Consider the following 21,448-nt stretch of genomic DNA (forward strand, 5'->3'; position numbering starts at 1 on the left):
TCCAACTCGCATAATCCGTGTATCTCCATCTAAAACCTCTGTCAATGCATCAGAAAGATATAATATAGTATTTTTATTATAGGAAGCATTGACCCTAAAGTCAGCCCCAATCTTTCCTCTTTATGACATCACCGGACAAGCTCATCTCCACTCCCCTATTACGCATCTTGCCCGTGCTCAATGGTAGTTTACGATCCAAGAATCCCGATGTCAGGGAAATCGGCTGATCAAAAACATATTCTTGGTTATTTTATTATAATAATCCATGGCAACACGAAGCCGCTTTGATGGAAAAAGCTCCAGATCAAATCCTGCATTGAACTCATCCACATATTCCCAGTCATAATTCGGATTTCCGGGATCATAAGGACGAATGGCTGTTTCACCACCATAGGTAATATCCTTTCTAAAAGTTGCTAAGTAATTGAAATCACCATTGATTGTACTGGCCGTGGTACCGTAACTAGCCCGTAGGGATAGGCCTTGTATGAATTCATTGGACTTCAAGAATTCCTCTTCCTTGACATTCCAATTGGCACCGAAGGAATAGAAACCATGCCAACGATTCGCCTCCGCTACACGGGAAGAGCCATCATAACGATAACTTGCCGTCAACGAGTAACGATTGTCATAAGTATACCTTCCCAGGGCCATATACGAAGCCAATGCATATTTGGTCCGTCCACCCAAAATGGCTGGTAAATAGGTCGGACTTACAGTTACACCATTCGGATTTTCCGGTAGACGGCTATCAATACCGTAACCTTTGTACCCAAAGGCGCGGTTACGTCGATATAAATATTCAAAATAAGCCGAGAGCTCCAAATTATGCTTTTCGTCAAAAGTATTTTGATAGGTTAATCCTGTGGTACTGATCACATTGGTAGACCGGAGATTGTCTTCTGCGAATAATCCCTTTCCCCAAGTGTCGGATCTCGATCCCGTGATCCATAATAAGAATCGGGATTGATATAATCTTGGCCGGTAGTCGTATTATAGTCTATCCCCAATCGCGTGTGGACTTTTAAGGTCGGTAGCAATTGATAATTTAGATTGAGGCCAACATTGGTATTAAACAACTCAGAAGAGCTACTTGAGTTGAGCAGACGTTCCAATCCGGCACTCCCTTCACGCTGATCCAAAATAAAGTAATCGTCTTCATTGCCAAAGTGAATGAGCGTTCCGTCCGGTGCATACGGATATTCATAAGGTAGTGCATAATAAACCGATGCCATAGACGATCCGACACGTGAAGCTCCTACACCTTCGGTAAATTTCGAATTTGTATACCCAAGGGTCACATTTACACCTCCTGAAAGCTTCCCTTTATCAAAATCTACATTATTTTTCAAAGTATACCGATCAAGACCAGATCGAATGGCAACACCTTCTTGTTTATAGTATCCCGCACTGCTATAGAACCGCACATGCTCCCCGCCTCCACTTATATTCACCTGCTGATCCATAAACTTTCCGTTACGAAAGAAGTAATCACGCCAGTCAACATTAATCCCTCTCAAACTATCCAAAATTTGAGCTGCTCGCGCTTTATAAGCTGAAGTTCCGCCCGCTACGTCAGGATTTTTAGGTGAATACGTCCATCCGGGACCTATGCCTTCATTGTTATCTGGATCGACAAAGGGCCCCAATTCTTCTTCAAATTGCAAACGTTGCTGTGTATTCATCATCTGGAATTTTGGCCGTGTCAGTTTGGAAAGACCATATTGAGAGTTAAAATTCACAGCTAGCTGGCCAGATTTACCTTTTTTGTCGTGATAACAATAACACCGTTTGAACCTCTGGATCCGTATAAAGATTTTCCTGTTGCATCGCGCAATACATTGACAGATTCAAAATCATTCGCGCTGAAATTCTTCAGTTCCGATGTGGCAATAGGAATTCCATCGATTACATACAGAGGATCCGAAATACCATTTATAGAACCGATCCCCGGATAACAACAGAAGCAGTGGCACCCGGTTGTCCTGAACTAGCCATTACACTCATCCCCGGAACACGTCCCTGTAGCATTTGGTCAACAGAAGCCATAGGTACCTGTTCCAGATCTTTTGCTTTTACTGTGGTCGAAACATTGGCGGACTGTTTTTGGAATAATTCGTATATCCTGTCACCGTCACATCCTCCAACACCGTGCTCTTATTTGCCAATACAATCGTTAGCGGCCCAGAACTACTGACAGTATTGTGCTGTCGATCATAGCCCACGGAGGAGAACTCCAATTCATCCCCGGTTTTGCAGCTATACTGAAACTGCCATCTGGGGCAGACTGTGCCGTTGTTCCTGCCGTTGAATTTCTGACGGTAACGCCTCCTATACCCTGGCCCTTCTCATCAATGACTTTTCCTCGAATAGTTTGTTGAAATACTACAAATGAATTTCCATGATTGGCAAATGAGATGGATTTGCTTCCGGTCTTGGCAATAGTTGGTGCTAGGTTTAGGGTGAGCGCTAGTGTCATCAGCGCTTGTGCGTGCATGCTACCTCTCATAATTATCTACATTTTTGGTCAGTGTTAAAGTGTATCAACATGGATAACTTTAGCTAACCTAAAATGCAAATAATTATCGAAGAAATGAAATGTTTTTTGCGTTATTCATCTTCTTTATCCCACCAGTCTGAAGCTTGCAAATCGTCTATTTCACGACGATCTTTCTTCGTTGGTCTTCCCGTTCCGCGGTCCCGCTTAAGCACAGGTGCCTGAAATACCGATTTGTAGCCTACAGTCTCTTCTACAGGGGTTTGATCTTCATAAAACTGAACAGCAGTTTTGCATCCACCCGCCGCTCGAGAAGACCGATCACTTTAACAACTTTCTTTTCTATTCCTTTTTGGATATGATAGACATCGCCGATCTTAACTTCGTAAGAAGGTTTAATATTTTGACCATTCAGCTTGACCCGTCCCGCCTTACAGGCTTCGGTTGCCAAAGTTCTTGTTTTAAACAATCTTATCGACCATAAATATTTATCAATTCTCAATTTTTCTGATGCTGCAGCCATAGTGCAAAAATAGTTATATTAGCAAATTATCGTGGTATTCCCACCGAAAATTAACATATTTCCCCTATGCCTATTTTCTTAATGGCAGGGAGAGAACGATAAAGTTGCTTTTAAATGCAACTTTATCTAAGTTTGTACATCAAAATAAACAAATTCAAATCAGCAAACAAATAATATGGTAGAGCCACTTAAAAAATTGATTGAGGAAGCTTGGGAAGATAGACAATTATTGGAGTATAAAGAATATACAGAAGCGATTCGTACCGTGATCATGAAGCTAGACAGCGGTGAAATTCGTGTAGCGGAATTGATCGGCACGAGATGGCATGTAAATGACTGGATCAAGAAAGCTGTGATCTTGTATTTCCCGATCAACGATATGCGCGAAATGACAGCAGGTCCTTTTGTATTCCATGACAAAATGAAGCTAAAAACAGATTACAAACACACGGGTGTTCGTGTGGTTCCTGGCGCTTCTGCTCGTTTAGGTGCTTATTTAGCGAAGGGGTAATCATGATGCCTTCTTATGTTAATATCGGTGCTTATGTAGACGAAGGTACCATGGTAGATACATGGGCAACAGTCGGTTCCTGTGCTCAAATCGGTAAACACGTTCACTTAAGTGGTGGTGTTGGTATCGGTGGCGTACTTGAGCCAGTTCAAGCTGCTCCGGTTATCATTGAAGACAATGTATTTATTGGATCAAGAGCGATCGTTGTTGAAGGAATTCGCGTAGAAAAAGAAGCTGTATTAGGTGCTAATGTCGTATTGACTGCATCGACTAAAATTATTGATGTTACTGGACCTGAACCTGTAGAATATAAAGGTTATGTTCCTGCCCGTTCGGTTGTCATCCCTGGATCTTATACTAAAAAATTCGCCGCTGGCGAGTATCAAGTTCCTTGTGCATTGATCATTGGTCAACGTAAAGAATCTACTGATAAGAAAACTTCATTAAATGATGCTCTGCGTGAGCACAATGTAGCTGTCTAAATTCAAGGTCAGAACTAAAAAAATAAAAAATGAGTGCATTTGTGGATCGTGAGGATTTAAACAAAGCGTTGGAAACGCTAAAAGCAGGTGGATTAATTCTATACCCAACAGATACAATCTGGGGATAGGCTGTGATGCCACTAATCCTGATGCCGTAGAGAAAATCTTTCAATTGAAAGGAAGAGATAAGTCCAAAAGTCTGATCGTCCTTTTACATAACGACAACCAATTGGCAAGTTATGTCAACGAAATCCCAGATGTTGCTTATCAACTTATTGAATATACGGACAAGCCATTGACAATTGTCTATTCGAATGCCAAAAATCTTGCTCCTAATGCCATTGCAGAGGACGGTTCGATTGGCATTCGAATTGTCAAACATCCTTTTTGTGAACAGCTTCTACAACGTTTCCGTAAACCTATTATCTCTACTTCAGCAAATATCAGTGGTGAACCAACAGCGAAGGATTTTGACGAAATAGCTGAAGAGATCAAAGCAGGTGTAGACTATATTGTCGAATACGACAGGCATGTGAAGACTGATGGTAAATCGTCTACCATTATGAAGCTGGACCCAAGTGGTAAATTTGAATTCATTCGAAAGTAATATCAATCCATCATGATGTATTCAAACTCATAGTAGATTGAATAAATGGTGTTAGTTATCTTGCATGCAGCTTTCATATAGTCACGATGAAAACCGAGCCCGTGCGCTCGGAGACTAAGCGGATAGCTTCATCACAATTGAAACCGTCGAAGGCAGCGTGATTGATGAACAAATAATTTATACAGATGAAAAAGATCATTTTATTTTTTGCATTGGCAATTGCTGTAAGTACGCAATTATACGCTCAGAAAAAGGAGATTCCTTCAGCGAAACCGGGTGTAAAATATGGAAAGGAAATTCAGGCTAATAAAGCGATTTCTGTTGCTAAACTGGAAAAAGAACTAAGTAGCAAGAATACTTTCAACGGTAAAATTGAAGGCAAAGTCGTTGAAGTCTGCAAAAAGAAAGGCTGTTTCATGACCTTACAACGGGACGGAGAGGAACCTATCATGGTACGCTTTAAAGATTATGGATTCTTTATGCCCGCAGATATCATCGGTAAGACAGTTGTTGTCGAAGGTGTAGCCAAGCGGAAAGAAACTTCAGTCGCTTCATTGCAACATGCCGCAAAAGATCTCGGTAAATCTCAAGCCGAAATAAATCAGATTACTCAGCCAAAAACGATATTAATATTGTTGCTGATGGGGTTCTTGTCGTAAGATGAAAAATTTCAAACAGCAACTGCCCCATCCATCCATGTAGGTGGAAAGCTAATGACATTTGAAAACCTGTTATTATGGGTATTCTCAATGTTACACCAGATTCCTTTTTTGATGGTGGAGATAATACAACGGTAGAGAAAGCGCTGGAAAAAGCAAGTAGTCTCTTAACGGCAGGCGCTCAAATCCTCGATATTGGGGCCTATTCTTCACGTCCCGGCGCGCCATTAATCTCTTCTCAGGAAGAAATGGACAGAGCGCTTCCCCTATCCTGGCAATCAGAAACGCCTTTCCAGAAGCGATCTTATCCATAGACACCTTCCGGGCGGATGTCGCTGCAGAAGCCATTGACGCGGGTGTACATATTGTCAATGACGTATCAGGAGGCACGCTTGATGAGGAGATGTTTGCAACAGTAGCCAAATATCAGGTGCCTTATATCCTCATGCATATGCGTGGAACTCCAGAAACCATGCAAGGACAAACCGAATATACCGACATCGTTACTGATGTTGCTACCTTTTGGGACAAGGTATAGCTCGTTTAAGAGATCTGGGTGTAAAGGATATAATCCTCGATCCCGGGTTTGGCTTTGCCAAAACAATCGATCAAAATTACGAGCTGCTTTATCGGGTCGATGAATTACACTATCTTGGTCTACCAATTTTAGGTGGCATATCACGTAAATCCATGATCTACAAAAATTGGGTACTACGGCCCAAGAAGCACTCAATGGTACAACGGCATTAAATACCCTACTTTTGGAAAGAGGTGTACAGATACTCCGTGTCCATGATGTCGCAGAAGCGAAACAGCTTGTTGATCTCTTCTATTAGAGCAGTGCACACACTATCTGTATAAACATCGCTCGGAGTATGTTGTATTTACTTCCCAATAAATGTTGGATCACTTAATGTTTCTATAAAAGCGATAATATCCTGCTTTTCCTGTTCTGATAATGGAATTCGATTACCATTTTCTTTAAGAATAGGATCGAGATTTTCCGCTGCTAACACCCCTTTATCGAAATAATCCAAGACAGCTCTTAAAGTTGGAAATTGACCAAAACTCCCATAAGGAGCGGTATACATAGCATTTCTTAACGACGGAACACGAAATGCCATCTGATCCTCAATACGCCCAGTGACCCGGCCACGGCCGACTTCCTCTGGATTTGGATTCAATGGAAACCCGACATTCCTAAAGCTTTGATCAGTAAATAGGGCTGTACTATGACAACTTGCACATTTACTTTTGAAAGTAGTATACCCTCTCTCCTCTTCCACTGTAAATCGCTCCCCTTCATTTCTTTTTACACGATCATATTTGCTATTGGCAGAGATCAATGTATACTCGTATTGTGCAATACTGCGATAAATTCGATCAGCCGTTATGCTTGCATCGCCAAATGCTTTTTGAAATAATTTTTATAATCGGTATCAACAGCAATTTTACCGATCACCTCAAGAATAGAAGAGTTCATTTCTTCATGTGTTATAATCGGAACGAGAGGTTGTTTTTCCAATTGCAGGATATTTCCATCCCAATTATAAAACTTCATAAATGCCATATTCTGAATTGCCGGGGTATTACGAAGTCCCACCCGTTCATAAATTCCGACAGCCTGTTGCTTTCCATCTGAAAAAGCTAGACTGGGATTGTGACAACTCGCACAGGAAATCGTATTATTTCCGCTGAACCTCTTTTCATGGAATAATTTCTCGCCCAATTCAACACCATATTTTGTAGGTCTATTTTGTGCTACGGAGCCATTTAGCGCTGGAAATTCAGCTGGTATCTCCAGAAAAATTTCAGGGTTATCCTCCTTGATTGATTCGTTTACATCCCTTTTACTGCAGGATAGCATAATCAACAAAACACTTAAAACGCAGATTACTGTTTTCATTAGAATAAATGATTTGCAAATAAGAATCGGGGTGTTATACCGCCATAGTTCCCTATTAACCAACAAAGGGTCTGTTAGACATTATGTTAAGACAGGGCCATCATTGGAACAGCACAGACACTCCAATCTGTATATGCCTAAGTTCCTGATGGCCCTGCTATCAATTTATGTTTCCTTTAATTATTTTCGACACGCTCCACAGAAAACATGCCGCTTTTATCCTCTTTATCATCCCCCAATATTGTTTACAAACACTTCCATGGCTGCCATGCTGCTATGTAGGCTCGGTGTTGTTGCATTTTTCGAGGTTATGATTACTTTTGTTTTTCCACTTAAGAGTTTATCAAAATCAGCTTTGATCGTGATTTTAGGTGCATTGTTTCCCACAACAGCAGTCGTCGTTAGATCCAACGTGATATCGCGATAAGCATCCACGCCCTGCGTATATGTTTCAGGTTTACCTCCTTCTCCATTCAGCGTACTTCCGGTGTGGACCTGAAATGCATTATTTTCACCACCATAAAACCCTTCGATCTTCGTAAATCGATACCCTGTTGCCCATTGCCACATCATGTCGGTATCATTAGCTCCCGCTGCAGCATAAAATACCGGAAATCTGACCTGATCCAATGTATTGATTTCTTGCTTTACCCTAATCCAAATTTGAGCTGACGATACTCCCCTACAGGTATATTAGTCAATACATAATCCAAACTCGCTTGCTTGCTTTGGTTAACCACAGTAGCCCCTTATCCAGGTCATTTACATTGTAAGGAATTTCGGTTCCATCTGTTTTAACAAGTCGAATATTACTGACAACGTACTTAAGTTCTGAGAGGTGGTGTACCTGATCCTTTTCTGATGTATTAACGGTAGCATCAGTAGATGCAGCTCCTCCAAGGACAATGGTGTTATTTTTAAATGTATTGTTAAAATGTAAGCTGATATTATTTGCCACGGGGTTGTTATCGTTTTTGCTACAGGAAATCATTATTAATGAAGCAGCAGATAAAATTAGATAGTTCGTTAATTTTTTCATTGTATGTATTATTTAAATGTGATTGATTTTTTTAGAAATTGACTTTTAGGGAGGTAAAAATATTCCGTCCCATTCGTGGAATATTTCCCCAATCCGCATAGGTACTATAATATTCATTCAACAGGTTCTCGGCGCCAACCTGAAAGACAGGTTTAAACTTGCCGAGGCTGAAACTATAATCGGCAGATAAATTCCATATTTTGTAGGAAGCGGTTTGATCTTCACCATAGGCTGGGCTATAATTTGTCTGTGTAAAATCTCCATTTAATGACGTCCGCAAGCCTATTCGTTTATAGTTATAATGCAGGGATGTCTGATAGCTCAACGGGCGTATAAAAGGTAGATTCCCTCTTCGTCGTCCTTACCTCTGGCGTAGGTTATCACCGCTTTCCAATGCAGGTTATCCAGGACTTTATAATCTATGCTCATCGCTGTATTAAACAGCGTCCCATACTTTAAAGATGTATAACCCTTCACACCAACGGATTGATAATTCATTGGACTCCCTAAACTCAAAATCCGTCCGATGATATAATTGTCGATGTAGAAGTAGTTCACTTTTGCGGATATACTTAGCTTTTCCGTTTTGAAGCCAACACTGGCGTTAACCTCATAAGAAATCTCATTTTTGAGATCAGGGTTTCCGATGTAATCGTAGCGATCAAAGCTATTGTAGATATAATAGCCATAGGCTTCGGAAACGGAAGGTGCACGATGTCCAAACCCTGTTCCGACAGAAATATCAAACTGATTTAAGTTTAACTCGTAACTGGCATGTAGTCCTGGAAGCCATCTATTCTTTTTTGCGGTGCTCCCGGATGAAAAATCCAGTTAAACTCCACATATTTAGAATAATTATAGTTCCAGCCCAACGATCCACCCAAGTTCACTTTACTCCGATCTGAAATCTCCCAGGAATTATTCATTGCAATACTCGCAAAACGGGTTGTTACCCAAGGCCAACTATAGGCAAACATGGTCTGTTTGGATCGATCCTGTGGGTACATCCGCATTTCCGCTATTGAAAGATTATCATAAGCATTTAGCTGTACTTCTGAAGAATATCGGTCTTTCTTTAAATTTATTTTTGACACCAATCCATAGGTTGTACTCCATCCGGGCATATCCATATGTACCAAATTCTCCGGCCGTGTCGTATCATCCATATAGTGCTCCACGGCATTGAAATAAACTTTGGTATCCCACACTTTTACCAACCCTTCCTCAAACAATTGTTTATAGGATGCTGATGTAATAATCGCCCGTGATAACCATAGATCCATTGGTAAAGCCGGAAAGCCAACATCTTTTGCCCGATCAAATATCGCATCAACCCTGATGGCAGAAAGTGGACTTGTCTTATAGGCTAGACCCAATGATGCATTCAGTTTATTATATTGCGAGTGTAGTACTTCCTTGTTGTTTCCGTCATAATAATTACCGGCTTTACGAAAGGCAATACTACCATCAGCAACGAAGTTGTCGGTTGAATAGAATAGATTTCCAAGGTTAAACGCTTTTTTATTGTTAAACTCAAAACCTGTCTGATACGCACCGCCTACTTTTTGTTGCAGACCAAAAGGCGTACTTCTCCTTTTGAGATCAATACTTCCAGCCACTGTCGCGCCATGCATATTCCCTTCTTGCCCAGATTTAATATCAATGGAAGAAAGGTTGTTCGTTTCCACGTAGGAAGTTATAGGGTCCATCTTATCTGTGCAGGCACCAAAAATATGCATACCATCAATTGTGATTGTGGAACGCTCAGTACTCATGTTATTCAGTAAGGGTTCCCATGCGTAGGCCCCACGTTTGATAAAGCTGATATTGTCTGATGAAGCCAAAAATTCATCGACCGAGACGGCCATTTTCATGTCACTTTCAATCTTTCGCTTGATCGCCGCTTCAACATTGACTTCCCCAAACGTCTCGTTGTATCTCTTTTTACGGAGATGCTTTGCCCATGTACTTTCAATCCAAGAGAAAGAATAAAAAGAATAATACTTAGTTTCTTCATAACTCTTAGAATAGGATATCAAGGTACAACTCACTTTTACGGCCCTCTACCCCGGTGTAAAATCCTTTGGCACCTCGGTACCACGGATTACTTTTCCATCTGGATTCAACAAAATGAAATTTAACGTCCAGTTGCCGGTCATTGTATAATTCACAATACCGTGATATAAACCATCCGCTTCCTGTATCAAATCTTTATTATTAGGAGACGAGTGATTGCCCATAGATGGTTCAGGCATACGTGGGTCTAACTTCAGTATATAACGATCGACTTGCGAATAGGAAAACTGCAATTGATCAGCGATGCCCTTCGATGAAGAATCAAGTGGCTTATTCAATTTATAGATACCAGCGATCAATTTATTTTCAGCAACACTAGGTTTCTTTGGAGAGACCAATGCTATGACATATTGCTCATCATCTTTCCCTGTGAACATAGTCATATTCAGATTTTTATTGGTTTGTTGTCGGACCAATACTTCTTTTATCACAGAGAAATTTTGACTGCCAACTGTAAAATTGACATTGATTTCCCAACTGCCCTCCGCACCACTTTCGCTGGTAAAAACGGTATACCCCGAGAAATACTTATCGTCCGATTTATAACTGAAATTATACTGATTTGGACATGATCTTTTCTCTCCTGAAACAGCAGTCTGAATTGGCAAAAATGTAACGCTGGACACTTCCACAGGAGTATTCGTTTGCGTGTTCTTGATTCTCACGCGGATATCATTATAACCGCGATACAATACGCCATTCAACGCCTCGATGCTAATCGTGTAACGAGTGCTTACAAAGTTTGTAACCTCTTTAAATTCAACACCTTCTTCCACCACTTCTCCTCTTTCGGCTTCATAATTTGTTTTTCCCTTTGTACATGACTCGAGAAATACGCATGTTATAGCAACATAAAAACTATTGTTTTTATCAATATACTTACCTTCATAAAAATACCATCTTAGCTTAGTTAACAGGAGGCTAATCTTAGTATAGGGCAAAGCATAGTTAGAAGACAACAAAATGACAATAGAAAGGTATGCCCTACAAAAAGGGAATAACAATACATATCCTATTCGTAGAATCTTCTAAATTAACTGGAACCCGACATCTAAAACGCCGATAACCTGTTCAAATAAAGTTTTCATCCGTTTAATTTTTTATTCAGTTGTGACGAAGCGATCAGATTTATTCATCGAGCATATGTTTTCAGCGGCATTCATAGGCTCGCTTTGCTCAGTTATTCATTTCCTTATAAGATTGAATAAATCATGATAGTTTTATCGGAATAAACTATTCCTTAAACAGGATGAGGTGACCACGAGAAACTATTTGTCGCTCTACGTGAACAACAAAAAACTCATGATGATTCCTTAAAATGGATTTAAACTAATGGAGGATGGAAAATGGTAAAAATAGGTCTGTAAGAATAATTTTCGTTGTATTCAGGAACGAGCGTTCCGCTACATCTTCTTGAAATAAAGAAGAGACCTTAAAGTCAAAATTCTGGGAGTTATTGATAAAAACGACATCGATAATACGTGATTCAAGGTTCTTTTGCTCCTTTTCTTCGTGTTCACGCATTTTTTTCATTAGGATACATTGTCCTCTACATGAAAGGGCGTTCTCATTGAAACGGTTGATACATTCGTAGCGTGCAATGTAATCTCGATTGAGCTCAAAAATGGACCACAGCCATACTGTTGAGAAGCTCTGGAGGAGCATCAAAGGCAATAAAATCCATATGAACTGTCTAGCTTTCATCTTGTGAGTTCGGCAAATATATAAATGAATCCTTGATTAAACAAATTCAATAGGAACAATAAAGTCCCCAGGTAAGGTTTTACCTGGGGACTGAAAAATCAAAAACAGATTATTTTGGTACAACTGTAAGCACTGCTTTTTTATTACCGGCAGTTAAATCCAGCGTGAATAAATAGGTTTTTCCAGCTTCCAAGGTTTTACCTGTTTTGACACCCAGGTTTCCGGAATCACGCCCATTTTTACCATCACCAATAAAAATCAGATCGTTCGACGTTGTCACATCCGCACCGCCAAATTCTCCACCCCAGCCTTTCTGATGGAAAAACTTAAAATTGATATTATCGGTGTTGATAGACTCGGCGGCCTTTAATGTAATTTGGTACTTTTTATTACCCAATGGTGCTAAACAAAGTGCTTTATCAGTATTCCAGCCCACCTGATTACTGGATACTTTGGGTTTTCCAACACCTTCTCCAATAATCCACACGGCTCCAGTTCCATCTTCCTGCAATTTGGCAAGATCATTTCCGGCCATTGCTTCAACGACAAAGTACTTCAATGCGAAGTCAGCTGTAATCCGGTATTTTCCGTTAACACCATTAAAAGTAATGGCCCCGTCAGCTGATTGGCTGAAGAAATCGGGGTCAATCCACCAATCTTTTAGATCCTCGATACCATCTACCGTGACCGCATTACCCTTGATCATATTCAGTTCCGCCTTGAAATGTGTATCATCAACACGACTAAATACTGTCCCATCGATTGCATAAGCGACAATAAATGGTGATGCTTGATAAGTCAACGTATTCAATGCGATACTATACACACCAGAGGTCGAATTTGAGAAAGGAATATCCAATGTGGATCCGAGCGTAACGGCATTATTGACCCATCCAAAATTCATGCTATTTCCCTGCTCACCAACCTTTGGCGCTTGAATATATCCTTTTACAGAAAAGGGGAAATTCTCTTTGGCCGCATATTGATTTCGACCTGTTTTCTCCATCCGATAGGACTTTGATTCGGTAACCAAAGTGAGATAAGGAAAATCCGGACGGCTTAAGTCTATATCAAAGGATTGTTCGGTTTTTTTCTGACTAATATTCTGCAAAACAAACTTAATCGTAGCTTTCCCGTCTGGAATGTCTTTCAAAAAAGGGACGTAAATTTTTCCGCTATAGTCGCCATTCTCCTTTGTGCGAATTGTCACCTCGGCAACCTTGTCATCCGTAAAATATAATTGAGCTTTCAGTGTTGATAACGCGACTTCACTATCCGATACACGAATATTAAATATGATACTATCCCCAAAATGAGCAGCAGAAATAGCTGATTTCAATTCAATTTTGGGATCACCAATTTGATAGACATATTTTTCATCCTTTTACAAGAACTTACCATAACTATTGTCCCCAATAGTATATTGATGAGATATCTTTTCATAATCCCGTTATTTAGTTTTTCCAACGATAAGAGACGACTGAATTTGCGGGCACCTCGTAGCTAAAATGATTTTTACCATCTGCCAGCGTAATTTTCCGGTTATCATTCGATTCATTTAACAACACCATAGCGTAGGTACCATCTGTATTTTGAAAGGCACTATAAACCAGCCCTTCTGCTGTATATCCTGTAGCGCCAATTCGTGTCGCTCCGGATTTAACTACAGATGACAGATGTCCTACAATATAATAATGCGAATTGCGCGTGATGCTCTTATAATTTGATTTGCTAATATCGACAGCACCATAACAGGTTTGACAACCACCTTCACGATTCGGCCCCTTATCAGTATCCAACATCAAATTCCAAACAATAACTCCCTTGCTCCAGTTATTGACCGTTCCCAACGCTACTTCGCGCATATCTTCCATCAAACGCTTATTAAGGTTACGCCCGTCATTCCATTCGCCGATCGATGTCTCTGTAAAGACCAGCTCCTTATCCGGACGTTGATTATGAATATCAATTAGCTCGGCTTTATCTCCCCATAGTTGTGATAAGCCGCTCCAGCAATAAAGGAAGCCGCTCCGGCGTCATTATAGATTTTAATAGGGTAATCTTCCTGATCGGCCATATTATCGTAATTATAGTTATGGTCAAATGCGTAGATCTTTGTCGCAATACTTGCAGCCTTGAGCTGTGGACCAAGAGATTGTTTAATAAATGCTTGTTGCTCTTGCCATGACATGTACATTGAAGCTGAATTTTTCGATTCAATGGTTCATTTTGAACAGTAATTGAATAAATATTAATGCCCTCCTTCTTCATTGCTTGAAGCCATTGTACAAAATACCAACCATAATCCTGATAGTATTTTGGATTTAACTGACCGCTAGTCCAAGAATCGAAAGGTTTTAAATCTGTCAGATTATTGACCTTCATCCATTTTGGCGGAGTCCATGGTGAACCCATGATTTTGACGTTTGGATTGATGGCCAGTATTTCTTTCAACACGGGAATGACATATTGTGTTTCTTCGGACTGCAATCCAAAATTTTCCTTTCCTTCTTTGTCCCAACACGTATACTCGCTCAATGAAAAATCTGAACATCCGATAGCAATACGAATATAGCTCATACCCATACCGTCCTTATCGGAGAAAGTTTCTGTAAGAAATTTCGTCCGATCCTCCTTACTCATTTTCATTAGATTATAACAGGTAGAACCAGTAATAGCCGCACCAAATCCGTCCATTGTCTGAAACTTCTGAGCAGGATTTAAGGTAATTGTGTTGGGCGACATATTAAACTTTGTACTAAAATCGACATATTTTTTTGTCAGATCATAGGCCCGGTTTGTATTCGTCATCACAATAGTGACATCGCCAGATTTTTTGATATCATCACCTTGTGAGGGTGTGAAGCTATCACGGTTACAAGATGTTGCCGTGATCAAACAGGACAACAAGAATGTATATATCATAGTGTTATTATTACGTTTCATAAAAATTAAAATAATTAGTATCCTGGATTCTGAACTAAGTTAGGATTCTGGTCAATTTTAGGCTGTGGAATCGGCAGACGGTAGGAATTCTTTGTAAACGGATATACCTGTGCCTTTCTTCCTGAGTCCTTCGCATACACCGCATTCATGACAGTTTCCACCTTATCCAAACGAACTAGATCAAACCAACGCTGCCCCTCGAAGGCTAATTCCAGACGACGTTCTTTCAGATATGCTTCCAATAAAGCATCTTTATTCGACCGAATTCCCGCAGGTAATTTGGGCAATTTTACACGTGTACGGATCTTATCAATAATGTCAGCTGCACCGGAAAGATTTGACCCCAATTGAATCATGGCTTCAGCCTTTAGCAATAAAATATCGGCATACCGTAGCTTGACGATACTGCTCATGCCCGAACGCAATTTAAACATAAAAGGATAGTGGCTCGAAGGGTAGTAGTTGCTCCAGGTTGTTGTATAGTAAACAATCGCTTGCTCCATCCGAATTTGGTCTGCCTCATTCGTATATGCCTGTATCAAATCACGCGATGGTGTGACCCATTTGGCCCAGGTAAATGCATTGTCGTAATTGGATAGGTCGCGACCAAACATCCAAGTCGCCCAGTTTCCAGACCCAGGCATAAACTGCGCCTCTAAAATTGATTCTTTTGTATTTCGTTGTGCTAAATCGGTCTTGGCCGCGTTCACTTCATATAAATCTCCATAATTAGGGTTCAAATCAAATCCATCTCCAGCCAATGCATCTGCATACTGAATCACTTTATTATAATCTCTAAGCGGTTTCTCAGCATATAGCTTTACCAACATAGCTCGGGCTACAGACTTTGTAAACAAAGTTTTATTTGCATTGTTATTGACCGGGGCATCAACTAGGGCTTCCAAAAGATCCTTCTCAATCTGTTTATGCGCTTCCTCTTCAGTTGCTTGCTTGGGAAATACTCTGGGTATACCGCTTCGATATTTTCCGCGGTAATATCTTTTCCTTGTGTTGTAATTACTGGAATGGATCCGAATATGCGCACCATATCAAACATCGCCAGCGCCCGAAAGATTTTACCCTGCGCCTTGTAGACTTTGATGTCAGCGTCACTAATCGATTTATCCGCAACACTATCGACATTGATTATTAAACGGTTGGCCCGCGCAATATCTTCCAGATAACGTGCCCAATCTCGATCAACAACCGAATTGGATCCCTCAATGGAATTATTCTCAAATGGTACAACTTCCGCACCTGTTGTTCCTGCGTACGCATTGTCAGCATGCGAATCGCCAATCAGCAATAAATCAAGGTACCAATGCTCTTGCCGATCTCGCATCTGTTGGTATATCCCGGAAAGAAAATTATCAACCTCGCTTCTGTTCTTAAAGACGATTTGTGTTCCATTTTCAGTTTTACCTTGACTCACATCTGTATAGCTGTCCAGAGGATCACGATTTAGCGAGCAAGATGCCAGCAACAAGCCTGTTATGAACAAAGGTAAAACGTATTTAATATTTGTTTTTTCATCACAATTCAATTAAAATTCAACATTTACACCAAGTACAAAAGATCTATTTTGTGGATATGTCCCCAATCGAGACCTTGTACTCTTCCCGAGTTCCCCACTGGTTTACCTCCGGATCCATGCCTGAATATTTAGTTAGCGTAAATAGGTTGCTTGCTGAAAAATAAGGCTGAATCTTCTGAATTCCAATCTTTTTCAAACGTTCAGGTGCGATAGAATAACCCAATGAAATATTTTTCACACGCAAATAGCTTCCATCTTCCACAAAATAAGATGAATTTTTGATATCAAAACCTGCTTTGGGCACATGTGTAATCTGTCCGGGAACACGCCAGCGATCGAGTACAACTGTCGTTTGGTTACGACCATCATACATCCCCTCCGTTTCCATTCTGCTCGCATTGAAAATATCATTACCGTAAGTGCCCTGCAGAAATATACTTAAGTCAAAATTTTTCCAAGAAAAACTATTTGTCAATCCGTACACAAATTTTGGATTGGGGTCTCCGATATAAGTGAGATCAGAGGAGAAGTTTTACCGTCACCATTCAGATCTCTATAGATCAATTCACCCGTCTCCGGATTTACACCATCGGAGATATAACCATAAAATCCACCTAAAGGCCTTCCAGGTTCATTTCTAACGACTGTTGCATTGACTAGATTATTTGTAACCGCATCATTGTAGATTTTTGTAAAAACAAGCTTATCCAGACGGTTCTTATTAAACGAGATATTGAAATCCGTATTCCATGTAAAATCGCCTGTGAGATTCTTGGAGTTGATCCCAATCTCAAATCCTTTATTGGTCATCTCGCCCTCATTCCGTTTAATTGTGCTAGCCGAAGAAGACCCTGTAGGCAAGCTCACTTCCATCAACATATCTGTTGTTTTTTTATGGTAGTAATCTAAAGTCAGGTTCAATCGATTATTTAATGTAGAAAATCAATCCCCACGTTCGCTTGGGTCGTTGTTTCCCATTTTAAATCTGTCGCTCGCAAGGTGGTCGAATTCCCAATATTTGGCGGAGAATATTGATATTTGTCTTCAAACCAAGGTAAACGCTGAATCACATTGAATGAAAGATAAGAATAGTCCCCCAATCCGGATTGATTCCCGGTCTGGCCCCATCCCCGCGTATTTTAAAGTCATTGATCCAATCCACGTCCTTCATAAAATCCTCGGCAGATAAACGCCAGGCTGCCGATACCGAAGGGAAATATCCCCATCGACCAGAAGGGCTTAATTTTGATGATCCATCCGCACGCATATTTGCTGTTACAAGATATTTTCCATCGTAATTGTACATCGCACGGGCAAAATAGGATAGGATGGCCCAATTGGATGCCCCGACCCAGTTCCATTCCATGAAATCTTGTTTGCCGCATTGAGCGTCTGTATGATACCATTAGCATAATTGGAACCATAAATATAACTATTGGAGTATTTGGAATCTGTCCAGGATGACCCTGCCATTGCCTCCAAGCTATGTTTTCCAAAACTTCTGCTGTAAGTCAGCACATTATCCCAAGTCAATACCGTGTTTGTGTTGCGAGCGTCAGATGCCTCTCCAAATTGATTTCTACCCTGTTGCGTAATCCAGGGATCTAAAAACGTAGTCAGTACACCCGATCGTCTGTCCATTGAAAAAGAGGACTTCCAGGTTAAATTGGGCATAAAAGATATCAATACACTTCCTGTTGCCAATAATCTATTCTCCCGATTATTGTTATTCTTGGTTCGTTCGAGATTTTCTAAAGGGCTGTTTATATTTAGCCCATTGAAATTGGTATTGTACCGATCAGGAAACAGACGATCCCATATTGGCGCATAAGTTGGCGTATTAATGATCGAAGTAACCACTCCGCCACGATTAGATCCATTGCCCGAGATAATCCCGTTGGTATTGTAATCCGCATAAGATAAATTGGCATTAACCTTCATCCATCTTTTTACTTGATTATCTATATTCGCTTTGAAGTTATAACGTCTAAAGAATGAACCCTGCAGTGTGCCTTTCTCTGTCAGATAGCCCCACCCAAATAATAGCGTAATTTCTCGTTACCATCGGAGATTGATAACTGGTAATTCTGTTGAACTCCGGTTTTATAGGTTTCCTTAAACCAGTCTGTTTGGTCAGTAAGCCCTTCAGGCAGCTTAACATAGCCTGTCTCATCCATCAACTCCTTGTATTCAGCGGTATTTAAGACTTTTACCGTATTATTAACCACATTTGCTGTACCTTGTGCGCCTAAGGTAATTTTAGCTTCCCCAGCTTTTCCGGATTTTGTAGTAACAAGAATAACACCATTTGCTCCGCGCGACCCATAAATAGCTGCAGAAGAAGCATCCTTTAAAATCTGAATGTCCGTAATATCACTTGGTGATAAAAATTTGATGTCCTCAACAGGTAATCCATCGACAACATAAAGTGGGTCATTTGAACCATTAAATGAGGTTGTACCCCGGACTTTAATTGACATCTCACCACCGGGGCTCCATTGGGTTGGATCACAGATACTCCTGCTGCCTTCCCTTGTATGGCCTGTCCCAGACTTACTACCGGTCTCTTTTCCAAATCCTTAGTCGATACCGAAGAAATTGCGGTGGTTACATCTTTCCGTTTTACGGCACCATAACCGATCACAATAACGTCTTCAAGTACATTGGTCGATGCGTTCAGCTGAACAGTCATTGTACTATTAGCCGGCAATTCTTTATTGTCGTAGCCAACAAAACTAAATTGAAGAATACTACCTTGAACAGCTGAAATTTGAAAACGCCCATCTCCGTTACTGGAGACCGCATTACTGGTACCTTTCTGTGTAATTGTTACGCCAGTGAGTGGTTTCTGATCCTGGGCATCCAGCACCCGTCCACTGACCTGAATTCGGTCTTGCGCAAACACCGAATTCAACCAGGTACACAAGAAAATCAGCCCTATTGAAAAGGTTACTTTTCGAGTAAAGTAAATCATATGAAATAAAAAAATTGGTTATTGTTTTGTCTTTGGTTATTCCAAACTAGCGAGGAGTTTCCCCTGCTCCATCGCTCAAAACAAAACTAGCAGGACCGAAACAGGAAAAAAGCGACGGTACTTAAAAAGTACCTCTAAAAAAACACAACACACTATAATACAGAGCTATACAAAAACAAACACAAGATAAAAAGTACTAAAAAGAGATCGAATGCAGGCTTGAATTACTAGTTATTCGGTGTTTATCAGCGGATATTAAGGTCGATCAATAGTTGCAATTTGACAAACAGAAGCCTCAAAGGCATCGCGATGGCCAGCTGCTTTGTTACGTACCTTGGTCCTATAGTTATAAACTGTACGAAGGGAATATCTAAGAAAACTAGCGATCTTAACCGAGTCATCTATTCCTAGACGAATTAGAGCAAAAATACGCAGTTCAGTATTGAGCAATTCGTTTTTCTTCGGATATATCTTCTCGTCCTCCTGAAGGAGGGCATTAAATTCATCAACAAACGTTGGATAAAGGTTCAAAAAGATCCGATCAAAATTGATATAGAGTTGTTGTATCTCCCTTTCTTCCATCTGTGTCGATTTCAATTGCTCCCGGATTGCTTCCCACTGGTAATTGGAAGCCTTTTTCAGCAATGCTTTTCGTATATCTTCCATTTTGTCAATATAACTTGAACACATATCAAAAAATTGCGCAATATACTCCTCTTTAATGTGATTGGATTCTGAGAGTTTTAAATTCGTTTGATTGATTTCAGTATTCAATGACCGCAACTGCTGATTGGTCCCTGACAATTCGGATCTGATCCTTCGCAAATGCTGGACTTGACGATAGATTACAATCAAGCCGATAATTACACCGAGCAACAAAATACTAACCACAACAACCAAGGCGATCAATTGCTTATTCTGACTATTGATTTTCTGTTGGTAGGCCGCATTAATGATCGGGTAGGAAGAAGTGCCCTCAATAATCCGATAACGTACTTTACACAACATCGCATCATCAATCGTTTTTTCAATATAGCGAAAGGCACGATCAAAATCCTGTTTATCGTAATAAGCTAGCGCTAAATCATGAAATGACGCATTGTCTCGATTTGCCATCTCAATATCTGCACTCGCTGAAACAGCTAGATAATAAAGTTGACTGGCCGTATTTTTTCGTATTTATAGATCAAGCTAATAAAATAGGACAATAAGGCGCGCTGCTCCAAGTCTTTCTGATTTTCTGTCCAAAGCTTGAAAAACTGCTTTTTCGCATCTTCCCGACTGCCATTAAATAAGGTCTTTATCGCAATGGTCGTCCGATATTCCAATGAAGATTTCGGTAAAACCTGTAATAATGAATCTCGATAGCGTTCACTTGCTTGATAATATTCCTGACGGTTGTTACTTTGTCCATAATGACTATAAAATGAACTATAAGTATCGTAATATTTGGCTAAAAGTTTGGTAGCAAGGCCCGCGGGACTAATTTGGTTCAGCAATTTTGATGCTTCAATATAACGTCCAATCGTCGAATAAACCCAGGCTAAATCCAATTGAATAACTGTATGAAGTGAATCATTGTTGGCTGGAGCTAACTTTTGGCAAAGCGTGATATAGGTAAGTGCAGCATCAGAATCGAACTTTTTATAGTTCTCAAAAATTTCATAATTCTTCTCAAAAAAACGGATTTGGTCAGCTTCAAGTGCTTTCGCCTCTTGTTTTAGTTTATCCAATTTGTCTTCCCGATTTTTAACATACATCTTCTGATTTTCCATTAGATATTCTAACCGTTGAAAAATCTTGGTACTATCCGAATAGTCCTGTGCAGTTAATAAAAAACTTAAATGAAATAGAAAAATGAAAACAAAAATGCGTTGCAACATAATAAAGTCAGGTTCAACATCGTCAAAGCTAAACTACATAAAAATAACAATAAAAAAGAGGACATCTCACGACGGCCTCTTTCCTTGACCCTTTTTGGGTCTAAGAA

General features: G+C 40.2%; 28 protein-coding genes and 7 pseudogenes. 6 read left to right on the forward strand and 29 right to left on the reverse strand.

Annotation, left to right across the window (positions count from 1 at the left end; translation table 11 throughout):
* Positions 1–210: 210 nt before the first annotated feature.
* From KUH03_RS16665 to KUH03_RS16690, 6 genes and pseudogenes are all read right to left on the reverse strand, one after another.
* Positions 211–879 carry a TonB-dependent receptor gene (locus tag KUH03_RS16665; RefSeq protein ID WP_257094920.1) on the reverse strand — a complete coding sequence of 223 codons (669 nt, stop codon included), beginning with the start codon at positions 877–879 and terminating at the stop codon, positions 211–213.
* A complete protein-coding gene (locus KUH03_RS16670; RefSeq protein WP_257094922.1) occupies positions 876–1,742 on the reverse strand; it encodes a hypothetical protein in 867 nt (288 codons plus the stop codon). The genes KUH03_RS16665 and KUH03_RS16670 overlap by 4 nt, the downstream gene beginning before the upstream one ends.
* Before the next feature lie 2 nt (positions 1,743–1,744).
* Positions 1,745–1,948 (reverse strand): TonB-dependent receptor plug domain-containing protein, encoded by a 204-nt coding sequence (locus tag KUH03_RS16675; RefSeq protein WP_306429755.1) that lies wholly within the window; start codon positions 1,946–1,948, stop codon positions 1,745–1,747.
* Positions 1,936–2,049: a hypothetical protein gene (locus KUH03_RS16680; protein WP_257094923.1), complete on the reverse strand. Its 114-nt coding sequence runs from the start codon at positions 2,047–2,049 to the stop codon at positions 1,936–1,938. Before KUH03_RS16680 ends, KUH03_RS16675 begins: the two co-directional genes overlap by 13 nt.
* Positions 2,050–2,176: 127 nt before the next feature.
* Complete coding sequence (locus KUH03_RS16685) at positions 2,177–2,509, reverse strand: carboxypeptidase-like regulatory domain-containing protein (protein ID WP_257094925.1); 333 nt, start codon at positions 2,507–2,509, stop codon at positions 2,177–2,179.
* A 101-nt stretch (positions 2,510–2,610) separates the two neighbouring features.
* A pseudogene (locus tag KUH03_RS16690) lies at positions 2,611–3,020 on the reverse strand (RNA-binding S4 domain-containing protein).
* Between the two features lie 175 nt (positions 3,021–3,195).
* Between KUH03_RS16690 and KUH03_RS16695 the strand changes: the two are divergent.
* The 6 genes and pseudogenes from KUH03_RS16695 (at position 3,196) to KUH03_RS16725 (ending at position 6,115) form a co-directional block, all read left to right on the forward strand.
* Positions 3,196–4,013, forward strand: a pseudogene (locus KUH03_RS16695) (2,3,4,5-tetrahydropyridine-2,6-dicarboxylate N-succinyltransferase).
* A gap of 29 nt (positions 4,014–4,042) precedes the next feature.
* A pseudogene (locus tag KUH03_RS16700) lies at positions 4,043–4,620 on the forward strand (L-threonylcarbamoyladenylate synthase).
* Positions 4,621–4,805: 185 nt separating this feature from the next.
* Positions 4,806–5,279, forward strand: a complete 474-nt coding sequence (locus tag KUH03_RS16705; RefSeq protein WP_257094935.1) for a DUF4920 domain-containing protein — start codon at positions 4,806–4,808, stop codon at positions 5,277–5,279.
* Between the two features lie 77 nt (positions 5,280–5,356).
* A pseudogene (gene folP, locus KUH03_RS48680) lies at positions 5,357–5,817 on the forward strand (dihydropteroate synthase).
* Complete coding sequence (locus tag KUH03_RS16720) at positions 5,802–6,029, forward strand: dihydropteroate synthase (protein WP_257094939.1); 228 nt, start codon at positions 5,802–5,804, stop codon at positions 6,027–6,029. Before folP ends, KUH03_RS16720 begins: the two are co-directional and overlap by 16 nt.
* Positions 5,984–6,115: a hypothetical protein gene (locus KUH03_RS16725; RefSeq protein WP_257098122.1), complete on the forward strand. Its 132-nt coding sequence runs from the start codon at positions 5,984–5,986 to the stop codon at positions 6,113–6,115. The genes KUH03_RS16720 and KUH03_RS16725 overlap by 46 nt, the downstream gene beginning before the upstream one ends.
* A gap of 48 nt (positions 6,116–6,163) precedes the next feature.
* Here KUH03_RS16725 and KUH03_RS16730 read toward each other — a convergent pair whose 3' ends face one another.
* The 23 genes and pseudogenes from KUH03_RS16730 to KUH03_RS16840 all read right to left on the reverse strand — a co-directional run bounded on the left by KUH03_RS16730 (position 6,164) and on the right by KUH03_RS16840 (position 21,341).
* Positions 6,164–6,625: a cytochrome-c peroxidase gene (locus tag KUH03_RS16730; protein ID WP_257094942.1), complete on the reverse strand. Its 462-nt coding sequence runs from the start codon at positions 6,623–6,625 to the stop codon at positions 6,164–6,166.
* A gap of 15 nt (positions 6,626–6,640) precedes the next feature.
* Positions 6,641–7,185, reverse strand: a pseudogene (locus tag KUH03_RS16735) (cytochrome-c peroxidase); the annotation flags it as partial.
* Between the two features lie 228 nt (positions 7,186–7,413).
* Positions 7,414–7,815, reverse strand: coding sequence for an MbnP family protein (locus KUH03_RS16740; RefSeq protein ID WP_257094955.1), 402 nt, complete (start codon positions 7,813–7,815; stop codon positions 7,414–7,416).
* Between the two features lie 67 nt (positions 7,816–7,882).
* A complete protein-coding gene (locus KUH03_RS16745) occupies positions 7,883–8,224 on the reverse strand; it encodes an MbnP family protein (protein ID WP_257094957.1) in 342 nt (113 codons plus the stop codon).
* Positions 8,225–8,255: 31 nt separating this feature from the next.
* Positions 8,256–8,504: a TonB-dependent receptor gene (locus KUH03_RS16750; protein WP_257094959.1), complete on the reverse strand. Its 249-nt coding sequence runs from the start codon at positions 8,502–8,504 to the stop codon at positions 8,256–8,258.
* A gap of 41 nt (positions 8,505–8,545) precedes the next feature.
* The gene (locus KUH03_RS16755) at positions 8,546–8,782 is read right to left on the reverse strand and encodes a hypothetical protein (protein ID WP_257094961.1); all 237 of its coding nucleotides are present in this window, start codon (positions 8,780–8,782) and stop codon (positions 8,546–8,548) included.
* Positions 8,783–9,055 (reverse strand): annotated as a pseudogene (locus KUH03_RS16760) (TonB-dependent receptor domain-containing protein); the annotation flags it as partial. It abuts the gene before it with no gap.
* Entirely contained in the window at positions 8,983–10,275 is a 1,293-nt protein-coding gene (locus tag KUH03_RS16765) for a hypothetical protein (protein ID WP_257094963.1), read from the reverse strand. The gene KUH03_RS16765 and the pseudogene KUH03_RS16760, both read right to left, overlap by 73 nt.
* 12 nt (positions 10,276–10,287) lie before the next feature.
* Positions 10,288–11,262 carry a FixH family protein gene (locus KUH03_RS16770; protein WP_257094965.1) on the reverse strand — a complete coding sequence of 325 codons (975 nt, stop codon included), beginning with the start codon at positions 11,260–11,262 and terminating at the stop codon, positions 10,288–10,290.
* Positions 11,263–11,629: 367 nt separating this feature from the next.
* A complete protein-coding gene (locus KUH03_RS16775; RefSeq protein WP_257094967.1) occupies positions 11,630–12,004 on the reverse strand; it encodes a hypothetical protein in 375 nt (124 codons plus the stop codon).
* Between the two features lie 109 nt (positions 12,005–12,113).
* On the reverse strand, positions 12,114–13,343 hold the full coding sequence (locus tag KUH03_RS16780) for a DUF5125 domain-containing protein (RefSeq protein WP_257094969.1): 1,230 nt from the start codon (positions 13,341–13,343) through the stop codon (positions 12,114–12,116).
* Between the two features lie 115 nt (positions 13,344–13,458).
* Entirely contained in the window at positions 13,459–13,878 is a 420-nt protein-coding gene (locus tag KUH03_RS16785; protein WP_257094971.1) for a glycoside hydrolase family 30 beta sandwich domain-containing protein, read from the reverse strand.
* A 106-nt stretch (positions 13,879–13,984) separates the two neighbouring features.
* Positions 13,985–14,929 (reverse strand): hypothetical protein, encoded by a 945-nt coding sequence (locus KUH03_RS16790; RefSeq protein WP_257094973.1) that lies wholly within the window; start codon positions 14,927–14,929, stop codon positions 13,985–13,987.
* Between the two features lie 35 nt (positions 14,930–14,964).
* Positions 14,965–15,855, reverse strand: coding sequence for a RagB/SusD family nutrient uptake outer membrane protein (locus tag KUH03_RS16795; protein ID WP_257094974.1), 891 nt, complete (start codon positions 15,853–15,855; stop codon positions 14,965–14,967).
* The gene (locus tag KUH03_RS16800) at positions 15,843–16,382 is read right to left on the reverse strand and encodes a RagB/SusD family nutrient uptake outer membrane protein (protein WP_257094975.1); all 540 of its coding nucleotides are present in this window, start codon (positions 16,380–16,382) and stop codon (positions 15,843–15,845) included. The genes KUH03_RS16795 and KUH03_RS16800 overlap by 13 nt, the downstream gene beginning before the upstream one ends.
* A 145-nt stretch (positions 16,383–16,527) precedes the next feature.
* Positions 16,528–16,968 (reverse strand): hypothetical protein, encoded by a 441-nt coding sequence (locus tag KUH03_RS16805; RefSeq protein ID WP_257094976.1) that lies wholly within the window; start codon positions 16,966–16,968, stop codon positions 16,528–16,530.
* Positions 16,956–17,405 (reverse strand): TonB-dependent receptor, encoded by a 450-nt coding sequence (locus tag KUH03_RS16810; RefSeq protein WP_257094978.1) that lies wholly within the window; start codon positions 17,403–17,405, stop codon positions 16,956–16,958. The genes KUH03_RS16805 and KUH03_RS16810 overlap by 13 nt, the downstream gene beginning before the upstream one ends.
* 145 nt (positions 17,406–17,550) lie before the next feature.
* Positions 17,551–17,790, reverse strand: coding sequence for a TonB-dependent receptor (locus KUH03_RS16815; protein ID WP_257094980.1), 240 nt, complete (start codon positions 17,788–17,790; stop codon positions 17,551–17,553).
* Positions 17,760–18,425: a hypothetical protein gene (locus tag KUH03_RS16820; protein ID WP_257094982.1), complete on the reverse strand. Its 666-nt coding sequence runs from the start codon at positions 18,423–18,425 to the stop codon at positions 17,760–17,762. The genes KUH03_RS16815 and KUH03_RS16820 overlap by 31 nt, the downstream gene beginning before the upstream one ends.
* A gap of 80 nt (positions 18,426–18,505) precedes the next feature.
* Positions 18,506–18,964, reverse strand: a complete 459-nt coding sequence (locus KUH03_RS16825; protein WP_257094984.1) for a TonB-dependent receptor plug domain-containing protein — start codon at positions 18,962–18,964, stop codon at positions 18,506–18,508.
* Between the two features lie 221 nt (positions 18,965–19,185).
* Positions 19,186–19,458: pseudogene (locus KUH03_RS16830) on the reverse strand (carboxypeptidase-like regulatory domain-containing protein); the annotation flags it as partial.
* Between the two features lie 255 nt (positions 19,459–19,713).
* Positions 19,714–20,574, reverse strand: a complete 861-nt coding sequence (locus KUH03_RS16835; protein ID WP_257094986.1) for a DUF6377 domain-containing protein — start codon at positions 20,572–20,574, stop codon at positions 19,714–19,716.
* A 26-nt stretch (positions 20,575–20,600) separates the two neighbouring features.
* Positions 20,601–21,341, reverse strand: coding sequence for a hypothetical protein (locus KUH03_RS16840; RefSeq protein WP_257094989.1), 741 nt, complete (start codon positions 21,339–21,341; stop codon positions 20,601–20,603).
* Positions 21,342–21,448: the final 107 nt, after the last annotated feature.

It is taken from the genome of Sphingobacterium sp. E70 (assembly GCF_019285695.1).
GTDB classification, from domain to species: Bacteria; Bacteroidota; Bacteroidia; order Sphingobacteriales; family Sphingobacteriaceae; genus Sphingobacterium; species Sphingobacterium detergens.